At 49.8% G+C, this 10,530-nt stretch carries 8 protein-coding genes and 6 pseudogenes; 10 read left to right on the top strand and 4 right to left on the bottom strand.

Translation table 11 applies throughout. The annotated features are described in order from the left end of the window. Window positions 1–226 precede the first annotated feature (226 nt). The 4 genes from IAE50_RS24960 (at window position 227) to IAE50_RS24945 (ending at window position 4,206) form a co-directional block, all read left to right on the top strand. Window positions 227–1,195, top strand: a complete 969-nt coding sequence (locus tag IAE50_RS24960) for an IS110 family transposase (protein WP_200581608.1) — start codon at window positions 227–229, stop codon at window positions 1,193–1,195. A gap of 335 nt (window positions 1,196–1,530) precedes the next feature. Continuing rightward, window positions 1,531–1,947 (top strand): helix-turn-helix transcriptional regulator, encoded by a 417-nt coding sequence (locus tag IAE50_RS24955; RefSeq protein WP_200581607.1) that lies wholly within the window; start codon window positions 1,531–1,533, stop codon window positions 1,945–1,947. Then, on the top strand, window positions 1,944–3,251 hold the full coding sequence (locus IAE50_RS24950; protein WP_200581606.1) for a type II toxin-antitoxin system HipA family toxin: 1,308 nt from the start codon (window positions 1,944–1,946) through the stop codon (window positions 3,249–3,251). Before IAE50_RS24955 ends, IAE50_RS24950 begins: the two co-directional genes overlap by 4 nt. A gap of 475 nt (window positions 3,252–3,726) precedes the next feature. Beyond that, window positions 3,727–4,206: a hypothetical protein gene (locus IAE50_RS24945; RefSeq protein ID WP_200581605.1), complete on the top strand. Its 480-nt coding sequence runs from the start codon at window positions 3,727–3,729 to the stop codon at window positions 4,204–4,206. 362 nt (window positions 4,207–4,568) lie between these two features. On the opposite strand, the gene IAE50_RS26310 is transcribed toward IAE50_RS24945, so the two are convergent. From IAE50_RS26310 to IAE50_RS26870, 3 genes and pseudogenes are all read right to left on the bottom strand, one after another. Then, window positions 4,569–4,856 carry a DUF6527 family protein gene (locus tag IAE50_RS26310; protein WP_234467336.1) on the bottom strand — a complete coding sequence of 96 codons (288 nt, stop codon included), beginning with the start codon at window positions 4,854–4,856 and terminating at the stop codon, window positions 4,569–4,571. A 77-nt stretch (window positions 4,857–4,933) separates the two neighbouring features. Beyond that, a pseudogene (locus IAE50_RS26875) lies at window positions 4,934–5,085 on the bottom strand (ThiF family adenylyltransferase); the annotation flags it as partial. A 51-nt stretch (window positions 5,086–5,136) separates the two neighbouring features. After that, a pseudogene (locus IAE50_RS26870) lies at window positions 5,137–5,343 on the bottom strand (hypothetical protein); the annotation flags it as partial. A 455-nt stretch (window positions 5,344–5,798) separates the two neighbouring features. Between IAE50_RS26870 and tnpB (IAE50_RS24930) the strand changes: the two are divergent. From tnpB (IAE50_RS24930) to IAE50_RS26865, 3 genes and pseudogenes are all read left to right on the top strand, one after another. Further along, a pseudogene (gene tnpB / locus IAE50_RS24930) lies at window positions 5,799–6,094 on the top strand (IS66 family insertion sequence element accessory protein TnpB). Window positions 6,095–6,124: 30 nt separating this feature from the next. Beyond that, window positions 6,125–7,390: pseudogene (locus IAE50_RS24925) on the top strand (IS66 family transposase). Continuing rightward, window positions 7,347–7,568 (top strand): transposase, encoded by a 222-nt coding sequence (locus IAE50_RS26865; protein ID WP_375288117.1) that lies wholly within the window; start codon window positions 7,347–7,349, stop codon window positions 7,566–7,568. Before IAE50_RS24925 ends, IAE50_RS26865 begins: the two are co-directional and overlap by 44 nt. Window positions 7,569–7,766: 198 nt before the next feature. On the opposite strand, the pseudogene IAE50_RS24920 reads toward IAE50_RS26865, so the two are convergent. Further along, window positions 7,767–8,900: pseudogene (locus tag IAE50_RS24920) on the bottom strand (IS110 family transposase). A gap of 48 nt (window positions 8,901–8,948) precedes the next feature. Between IAE50_RS24920 and IAE50_RS24915 the strand changes: the two are divergent. The 3 genes and pseudogenes from IAE50_RS24915 to IAE50_RS24905 form a co-directional block, all read left to right on the top strand. Next, a pseudogene (locus IAE50_RS24915) lies at window positions 8,949–9,149 on the top strand (transposase domain-containing protein); the annotation flags it as partial. Beyond that, complete coding sequence (gene tnpB / locus IAE50_RS24910) at window positions 9,146–9,505, top strand: IS66 family insertion sequence element accessory protein TnpB (protein ID WP_200581609.1); 360 nt, start codon at window positions 9,146–9,148, stop codon at window positions 9,503–9,505. The pseudogene IAE50_RS24915 and the gene tnpB (IAE50_RS24910), both read left to right, overlap by 4 nt. Window positions 9,506–9,524: 19 nt before the next feature. Beyond that, a partial coding sequence (locus IAE50_RS24905) for an IS66 family transposase (RefSeq protein WP_234467333.1) occupies window positions 9,525–10,530 on the top strand: 1,006 nt, incomplete at its 3' end.

Below are 10,530 nucleotides of genomic sequence, written 5' to 3'. Positions count from 1 at the left end.
ATCACTTATTTAAGTGATATAAGTTGTCTGGAGATTCAGGGGGCCAGTCTATATCTCTAAAGCGGATTACTATTAACGAGCTTAGATTTGGTAAAGCCTGTGTAGTCCGATTCCTCCCGGGGTTATTCAAGCCCGCAGCATAGCGACTGACGCACAGGCTGAGCCGCCCATCTGAAGCCCGAACAGTTGTCCGAACCTCAAATCGTATTTGCAAGGAGGGGTATAGATGAGCGGAACCAATCAGCATTGTGCCGGGATAGATGTTTCGAAAAATACTCTGGATATTGCATTGAGCGGCATGACTACTCAGTCAACAATGCCAAATGTTCTAGAAGGTTTTATTCAAATTGTCAGCGAGTTAAAACGTAATGGCACTCGCTTGATCCTGATGGAAGCAACAGGTGGCCTTGAATCGGGAGCCACTTGCTATTTTCAATCTGAAGGGTTTGATGTTGTTATCATTAATCCCCGACAGGCGCGAGATTTTGCGCGCGTAATGGGTTATCTGGCTAAGACTGATAAAATTGACGCCAGGGTTCTGCTTCAGATGGCAGAAGTCATTAACCAGCACCCCGAGCGTGAAAAGTACATTCGGCCGCTGCCGGATGTTCACAGGCAATTGCTGGCAGCAATGGTTGTCAGACGCCGTCAATTGACTGTCATGCTTACATCAGAACGGAACAGGTTGTACCCATCGCATCCTGCGAGTCACAGGAGCATTAAATTAATCATTGCAGCACTTAAAGATGAATTAGCTCGCATTGAAGGTGAAATGGCAGACCATATTTCGAAAAATTTCAGTGACCTGTCTGAACTACTCCGTGCCGTAAAAGGCGTTGGAGCGGCGACTGTGGCTGTGCTACTTGCAGAAGTTCCAGAGCTTGGCTCTCTGTCACGTCGTGAAATCAGTGCGCTAATTGGGGTTGCGCCAGTCAATCGTGATTCTGGGACAATGCGAGGTAGACGCACGGTATTTGGGGGACGAGCTTCAGTCCGAACGGCCCTGTATATGTCAGCGCTGGTAGGAACCCGGCACAATCCTGTAATTAAAGAGTTTTACGAGCGGCTGGTTGCTGCCGGAAAGCCTAAAAAGGTCGCATTAACTGCCTGTATCAGAAAACTACTGACCATTCTGAATGCAATGTTAAAGAAGAATGAAGCATGGGATCCTTTGTATCATCGCCATGCTTCGTAATGAGTGGCTAAAGACAGTTGCTGTGCTCAAACTATAGGGCAGGATCGTCTACCGGGGCGGGGTCAGTCTAACTATAGTGCAGGAGCGTCTACTAGGGCGGGGGCAGTCCAATGAAGCACTCAATGAAAACGCGGACAGTTCCGATTAAACCCGTGTCGATTCACCTTTCTATTTTGGAAATGCACATGTTAAGTAATACTCGTTATCACATGTTAATTGTAACGGCGTAGCTCCACAATAGCGTGTAACCGTGTCAATGTTTTTTCGCATCGTATACGTTACAAAACAGGATCCTTAATGCTAAAATAGTACGTATACATTACGAAGAGGTGCCCATGAAGATAAATAAAACGATGACTGATCTTGCGATCAGTAAAGAGTTATTCAACCGCCTTGAAGTACACCGCCAATCGAGAGGAATGTCACAAGAGGCTCTTGTGGATAGTCTCGGGATAAGCAGGCCAACATATGCAAGACTGGAAAAGGGGACTTGTAGCTTTGGCACTTTTATCGCTGTACTTCGGCAGCTAAATTTGCTTGAGGGACTTGATGCTCTGGTGCCCGAGCAAACCATTCGACCGTCAGATATTATTGCGGGAAACTCAAAATGGAAGGCGAGAAGTTCCCGAACAGTGACTGGGACAAGTATAACTCATCATCGAGTACGGAATTCCATGAAACCCCAAACCTCTCCTCAGGGTAGTGTTAAATCTTTACTGGCAAACCGAGCTAAATTTAAGGTTGTGAAATGATAGCTAACTCCTGTGAAGTGCTCTTTGATGGTATTCCTGTTGGGTATTTGGCATATGTCGATGATAGCGGCTTTGCCACATTTGAATATACTCAAGATTGGCAGAAAGACGGATTTAGCCTTTCACCCATTTATCTTCCATTAAATAATCAAGTCTTCACCTTTCCTGCCCTTGCATTCGAAACATTCAGGGGATTACCCGCTGTTTTTGCCGATTCATTGCCAGACGATTTTGGTAACTCATTAATCAATGCCTGGTTAGCAAGAAAGGGACAAGATAAATCGCAGTTTTTAGCGTTAGACCGATTGCTTTATACCGGAACCCGAGGCATGGGGGCGCTGGAATATCAGCCCACGAATAACAATCAGGAGGTTGATAGCCAACCCATTTTAATCGGTGAGCTTGTCAAAATGGCTCAAAAAGTCCTGGATTCGCGGGATGAACTTCACCTGAATGATTATGAAGAATCATCACTGGCTAAGTTGCTCCAGATAGGCACCTCTGCGGGCGGGGCAAGAGCTAAAGCTGTTGTTGCCGTTAATGCTGACAGGTCTGAGATACGTTCAGGGCAGGTCGAAGTGCCAGATGGTTTCGAGCATTACCTCCTCAAATTTGATGGTGTAGAAGAGCACAAATCAGATAAGGAGACGTTCGGCGATCCGAAAGGGTATGGAGTAATGGAATATGTGTATCACCTCATGGCCAAGGATGCGGGTATTTCAATGTCAGAGTGCGAGTTATTACGCGAGATGAACTCCGGTAGAGCTCATTTTATGACAAAACGCTTTGATCGGGTTAATAACCAGAAATACCATGTTTTGAGTTTGTGCGGCATTGCTCATGCTGATTTCAGAAAACCAGGGGCATATAGCTACGAGGAGTTGCTTGCAGTGTGTCGGCAGCTCGGATTGTCCAACAAAGAGCAAGAGCAAATATATCGCCGAATGGTATTCAATGTTGTTGCGCGTAACCATGATGATCATACCAAGAACTGGTCGTTTATGGTTGATGATAATTTTAAGTGGACGCTTGCCCCAGCGTTTGATGTCGCGTGGAGTTATAAAGCCGATTCGCCGTGGGTTAATGCTCATCAGCTTACGTTAGCTGGAAAGCGAGATAAATTTGTGATTGATGACCTTCTTTCCGTCGCAAACAATATAGCCAGCCTTCGGCCCAGCAAAGCGCAAAACATTATTGATGAAACCATACGTGTTGTGTCCCGCTGGCGAGAATATGCTGAAGAAGAAGGGGTGCCAGAAGCACTGATTGTGAGTGTCGAGAAGTCACTCAGGCTAATCTGGTAAGTTACGTATAGAGTTTGATTGCATCGTATACGTTACATATTCAGCATTTTTTGGCAGTTTTGTAATGTATACGATACTAATGGTGTCCGAAAGTCTATTTGGGCGACATACACGCTTAGAACTATGCTTGTATGCAATACCAATTTCGCTACCCCGGTCGAATACAACTTCCTGCTTAATCCGGCTCATCCGGACGTACAGGGCCTGCTGAAAACCGTCCGAACGATCCCTTTCAGTTTTGACACCCGTCTGAAGCAGAGCCCGGTCCCTGTACCGGCGTATTGCGCCTCCCATGCACTTCTAGCATAAACAAAGCACGTAACATTTTGGCACATGCAATTAACCTGCTCATTGGAAAGTAATCACAGATAGTCTTTGCCATAATTTGCTCGCTCCGACATTGATGTATATTGTCAAACGCATGTGCGAATCGTAAATACCCCAAAACGATACAAGCAAGCAGTTTAATGGAAGAGTGATTGAATGCACGGGAGGAAAATTTTACGACGAATTCATAAAAAAATTTAGCATTGACGAAAATAAAAATATTACGCCACCCCCTTCTGGCAAACTCCTTCAGTCGGCATCCAGTTTCATGCGGCTTTATCTCTCAGGAGCAGTTGGCACGAAGAAAAGAAAAAAGGTTACTCAAGCTCTTGACCTTAAAAACCCCAATAATGTTCCATCAGATGCCAAGAGGATTGAGTTTTTAATGTCGATTTGGTTATTTACCATGCGAAATGAACGAGCGCATGGATCAGCATTGAGCCCATTCAAAACAAGCAAGTCTTCATTGGAGCGATATGAGAGTTATTACTTCGCCATGCTTGCTTGTTACATATTCTCACTCGGTGCATTGAGTATCTCGGTCCCTAATATGATTAAGGTGTCGGAAATCGAATTATGCAGCTTATCAAACACGGCCTCACAAAATATTTTCTTCATGAGAAGTTGAATAAGCCATATTATAATTTATGTGTTGAGTGGTCGCGAACGGAGGCTTTTGGCACTAAGCTGTCATTGGTTCCAAATCTAATGTCTGAATAACTCATATCTTAAGGTATTAATCAGTGGAGAGCAGATCACGTTAAAAATATTTATCTGTGGTTTGTACCGGTATGCTTTCAATACATTCCAGCATACCGGTCCATAGCCAAACCGATGAACTCGCCTGTAGAACAAGCTGAATGTCACCTGCCTAGTGTCATGCTTGAGTACCGTTAAAGCCATTGCCCTAACTCAGCCACTTCTTTATCTTATTCCAAAGAGATAATGGCTCGGTTCTCATCCCAGACGGCTCCTCAGTTGGCTCCTGTTTCAGCTCTTCGATGCTACCGTCGCATTTGTCTGCGCGTAATAATGCTTCTTAGCCGCTTTATCTCGACGCATCTCTGCATCGATTTTGGCTTTATCCCAAGGAGGTGCTTCCAGTACGCGGTTACACTGGATTACATAGTGAGATCGACAGGGTAAATTCCAGTTTCCAACTGATGGCCACAGCGACACGGTCTCGCCATCGAAAGTCAGCTTCCAGTCAGTTGGGGTCAGAGGCGTTACTACCTCATGCCCACAACAGCAACTGTGAATCACTGTGCCATACTCCATGGAAACATACAGGATACTTGGTTCAATTTCTCGCGGAATCCCTTTAACGAAACACGGGGTCAGTTGGTTATGGCGTATCATAGTAAGTCACCATTCAGTAACATATTCCCGTCAGTCGTATTGAACAGTTATGTTTATTTTCAAGATCACGATAAAACCCGAGTAGTTTCTTCCATTTGATGACGGCAAGTGCCGCATTCAACATGTTTAACTCGGCGACTTGAATATCGAAAGGTTCATCAAGGCGCAGATCTTCAAAGTCGCCCGTCTGAAGAATAGCGAAGAGGCTGTAACCATCATTTGCACGCAGGCCTGCGGCAATCAGAATCTGACGTCCCAGTGGAACTGGGTCATTGATCTCAATTGCGTGAAAATCCAGATTTTCCTGCGCAAACAGGATGCGGTAGGCATTTGCCGGACGCAGTTCGCGGCCTTCGCGAATCGCTTCTCCGACATCGTCAATATTGTTAATATTTTGGCTGTTCATCTTATGCATGTCCCTGAGTCCGGCCAGACGGTGTCTGGCTCTAATACTCAATCGATGCAGCGCTACCGAAGCGGTAAATTATTTTAGAATTTTTTTTGAAGCGCGCCTGGCGGTGTCAATCCGCAGACGAAAAATGCCGGGCAGGAGGGACAAACACGGGATGATGACTCGGCGGGAAATACTCCACGACCTATAGAGTTCAGGGCATCAAGAAGCTTTTCCTGGCGGTTATGTAGCACCTTAGCGCTCAGATCAACCGGCGTTACAGTCTTATCAGAAAGATGAACTAACTCTACTGTCGCGTCAGGAAAAGCTCTCCTTGCTGCCAGTACAAAAGCGGCAGCGCCAAGATCCGATTCTTCTTTATCTCTTTTACGTCCGGTTCTTATCCGGCGAAACGCACGTCGGCCATCTGAGTGAACCAGCACATCGTCAGGTTGTACGGTGACGGGGATATGTGTAAGCTCTTCAACGGGCTGGGCGAACGATATAACACGTTCTGGATGAGGATCCCTTCTCCGTACACCTGTTTATCTTCCGGGGACGCCGTGGCGATACCATGAAAATACTCTGGGCTGATGCTGACGGCCTGTGCCTGTTGACCAAACGACTGGAAGAAGGCCAGTTCATATGGCCAGCGGTCCGTGACGGGAAAATCGCTATCGCCCGTTCACAACTTGCTATGTTTCTCGATAAGCTGGACTGGCGCCAGCCAAAAACAGCACGCCTTAACTCGCTGACAATGTTGTAAAAAGAACATGACCGCATTATAAATGGGGTCATGAGTCAGGACTGTCTCGCCCGTATCGTTGCGCTGGAAGATGCGCTCCGCCAGAAAGACAGCCAGCTCAGTCTCGTTGCAGAGACTGAGTCGTTCCTGCGCTCGGCGCTGGCCCGCGCCGAAGAGAAAATTGAGAAAGAAGAACGCGAAATAGAGCATCTGCGGGCACAGACAGAAAAACTGCGTCGCATGTTGTTCGGTACCCGCTCTGAAAAGCTGCGTCGCCAGGTGGAAGAAGCCGAAGCCCTGCTTAAACGGCAGGAGCAGCAAAGCGATCGCCACAACGGACGGGAAGACGATCCACAGGTACCCCGCCAGTTGCGCCAGTCCCGCCATCGTCGACCCTTACCGGAACATCTTCCCCGCGAGATACACCGGCTGGAGCCAGCGGAAACCTGCTGTCCGGAATGCGGCAGTGATATGGAGTACCTCAGCGAAGTCAGCGCGGAGCAACTGGAGCTGGTCTCCAGCGCTCTGAAGGTGATCCGCACGGTCAGAGTGAAAAAGGCCTGCACCCGATGCGACTGTGTTGTTGAAGCCTCTGCGCCATCACGGCCCATCGACCGGGGTATCGCCGGGCCGGGTCTGCTGGCCCGGGTGTTAACCGCGAAATACTGCGAACACACGCCGTTATACAGGCAGACAGAAATTCTTGCACGACAGGGCGTTGAGCTGAGTCGTGCACTGCTCTCCAACTGGGTGGATGCCTGTTGCCGGTTAATGGCGCCGCTGGATGAGGTCCTTTACCACTACGTGATGGACTGCCGCAAACTTCATACGGATGATACCCCGGTGCCGGTACTGGTACCGGGCAGAAAGAAGACGAAAACCGGGCGCATCTGGACGTATGTGCGTGATGACCGGAGTGCCGGGTCATCAGACCCACCCGCAGCCTGGTTCGCCTTCTCGCCGGACAGGCAGGGTAAACATCCCCAACAACATCTTCGCCACTATCATGGTGTGCGCCTTCGCGGGTTATGACAGGTTGTTCAGTCAGGACCGTGAGGGGGCCCTCTGACAGAAGCCGCATGCTGGGCCTATGCCCGCAGAAAAATCCATGACGTCTATATAAGCACTCAAACGGCGACAGCAGAAGAAGCCCTGAAACGCATCGGTGAGCTGTACGCAATAGAAGGGAAATACGCGGCCTCACGACAGCAGGGCGTCTGGAAGACAGGCAATCCCGTAGCAAACCGCTGCTGGCTTCCCTGCATGAGTGGTTGTGGAAAAAGGCACGGCATTGTCAAAAAAATCCCGGCTGGGTGAGGCGTTCGCTTATGCACTGAACCAGTGGGATGCCCTGTGCTACTACTGCGATGATGGCCTGGCAGAGCCGGATAATAACGCTGCTGAGCGCGCGCTACGAGCAGTCTGTCTTGGCAAGAAGACTCTTATGACCTTTGTCAAATATTTGGCAAAAAATGATCCTACGCAGCTCCGGTAGCTTCGCTATATCGCGGATTAAAGAACCTGAAACAGCCAGACTGTATCTTGGATTTTACAAACTCTTATTCGGGGATTTTAACCTCACGACGATTTACGCAGCGAGCTGGCCTCTTTCTACATGCAGGTATTGGCGAATTTCGGCCTCCCTGAATTTTTTTACGAGGATCACTCATTCCGTGTCTGACTGCTTCAGGGTTTAATTTTGTGTCTGCTGACTGAATGATGATTGGGCAGAAAATTCAATATTCCACATAAATACAGTCAACTCACGTGCCACCGCAGTAATGGCAACCTGTGATTTTTTCCCTTTTGCTGTCAGGCTTCGGTAACGGGAACACAATCGTTGTTGAGCTTTCCATGCAATGTCTTTTGAATATTGTGTTATCGAATCAGGCCGATAATACATCAGCCATGCACCAACTTTTGCCGGTGTACGATAAGACCAGGCAGCTTCGTAAAGGAGGCGTCTCAGTTCGCAGTTTCCAACTTTTGTTATTCCCCTGGGACGAATGCTATTTCCACTTGAGTGTTCCCCTGGAACCAGCCCCAGAAACGCCATGACCTGTTTGGGGCTGGAGAATCGTGAAAAATCACCCAGTTCAGCAACCAGAGTTATTGCTGTTAGCTGGCCAACGCCTTTAAGAGCCTGCAACTGGCAAACCAAATTACACAGAGACCACTCAGGTAAAAGGCGAGATATTTCCTGATCGAGTTGTAGTATGCGATCTTCAATCTGCTCAAGACTCTGACAATAATGTTGAAAAGCAATCTGTTGAGATCGCTGGATGAATGATTGATTGGCCAACCAGGTACGATGTTTGCCGGTCCAGTGCTTTCCTGTATAACGTTTGTCTGTTCGTAATAGCATGCTCAGAATTCGCTGTCGGGCAACTCTGCTATCACGTTTTGCTGCGGCCCGGGCTCTGATTAAATCACGCATAGCTTCATGAGTCAGGTCAGGGATCCAGACAGGGGGTAGTTCACCTGCTCGCAGTAATCTGGCTAGAGAAATTGCGTCCCTATGATCATTTTTGATCCTGTCTGTTGGTGATTTTGGTATCCGGGAAGGGGCAATAACCTGACATTCTATATTCATCGCTGTAAGTTGATGATAGAGTCCAAAACCACAGGGGCCAGCCTCATAGCAGGAAAGAATGTATCCGTAGAGTCCCTGCAATTTTTGAAATAATCGACGTATTGCCTACGGTTCGTTGTTAATCGTACCATAATAGCGAACTTCGCCAAGTCGTTCAGGCGCTGCGATAGCAACTGCCAACGTTTCTTTGTGCACATCCAGCCCGACGTAGACCTCAATATTTTCCGAATGCATGATGACCTCCTCTGGAATATCTCACCAATGCTACAGTGAGTATATAAAGGTCATACCACCTACATCTTCTTCGGCAGCGATCGTGATGGTGAGCGCGGAGCCATGCTGTATGGTCTGATCGGAACGTGCAGGCTGAATGGTATCGATCCGGAAGCTTACCTTCGCCATATCTTACGCGTACTGCCGGAGTGGCCGTCGAACAAAGTGGCTGAACTTCTGCCCTGGAATGTAGATCTCACTAGGAAATAGCCGTCAATACGGCACTCACTGATCGCTTACGCCGTATCTGGATCGTCGCCGGTATTACCGACCTGCGTAAAGGGTTTAACGGGCTGGCTTCGCTGGTGCAGAACACCCTCAATGAGGACCCGTTCAGCGGTCACCTTTTTATCTTCCGCGGACGCAGCGGAAGTATGATCAAGGTTCTGTGGGCTGACCGGGACGGGCTGTGTCTGCTGACCAGACGGCTTGAGCGTGGCCGCTTTATCTGGCCCGTCGCCCGCGAAGGGAAAGTCTGGCTGACGCCTGCCCAGCTGTCGATGCTGCTCGAGGGCCTGTCGTGGCAGCACCCGAAACGCACGGAACGCCCTGGATTACGGGTATAAACCGTCATAAAGTGGGGGCATGAACACGCCCCTGCCCGACGACATCAACGTGCTTAAGACCCTGTTGCGCGAGCAGCAGGGCCGTATAGAGCGCGTCGAACGCGAGATAGAGAGGCTGAAGGCGCAGATCGATAAACTGCGCCGGATGCTGTTCGGTCAGAGCTCAGAGAAACAGCGGCTGAAAACCGGACGTCAGCTGCAACAGGCGGAAAAACAACTTGCCGCGCTGGAGACGCAGCTGCGCACGACCCGCTCCGGCCTGCCCGAAACGAATGCCGCAGAGCCGTCTCCTCCGAAGGTCGCCCATCCGGGCAGAAAACCGCTGCCCGCCGGGTTGCCACGTGAAACACGGGTTATCCCGCCCGGTGAAACTGTGTGCCCGAAGTGTGGCGGGGAGCTGAAACCGCTGAGCGACAGCGTCTCTGAGCAGCCGGACATCATCCGCAGCGCCTTTAAGGTTATCGAAACGGTGCGCCCGAAGCTGGCCTGCTGCCGGTGTGACCACATCGTGCAGACTACCCTGCCGGTCAAACCCATCGCCCGTGGTTATGCCGCACCGGGCCTACTGGCACGCATTATCATGGCAAAGTTCTGCAGGCACCTGCCGCTGTACCGCCAGTCCGAAATCTATGCCCGGCAGGGCGTGGAACTGAGCCGTAACACGCCGGGCAGCTGGGTGGACGAGATGGGGCATACCCTGCGCCCGCTGTACGAGGCCCTGTACAGCTATGTGTTGATGGCCGGTAAAGTGCACGCCGATGACACGCCGGTGAATGTGCTGGCGCCGGGAGGCGGTAAAACGCGCACCGGCAGGCTGTGGGTGTACCTCCGCGATGACAGGTGCGCCGGCTCATCGCTGCCGGCGGCGGTCTGGTTCACGTACACGCCGGACCGCAAAGGGATCCATCCGCAGCGTCATCTGGCAGGCTACAGCGGGGTCCTGCAGGCGGATGCGTATGCCGGTTACGACGCACTGTATGAGGACGGACGCATCACGGAGGCGGCCTGTATGGCGCACGCAAGAC

It is taken from the genome of Kosakonia sp. S42, from assembly GCF_016624785.1.
Taxonomy (GTDB): Bacteria; Pseudomonadota; Gammaproteobacteria; order Enterobacterales; family Enterobacteriaceae; genus Kosakonia; species Kosakonia cowanii.
The sequence above is the reverse complement of the archived record's forward strand: the minus strand, read 5'-3'. Positions and strand labels throughout refer to the sequence as shown.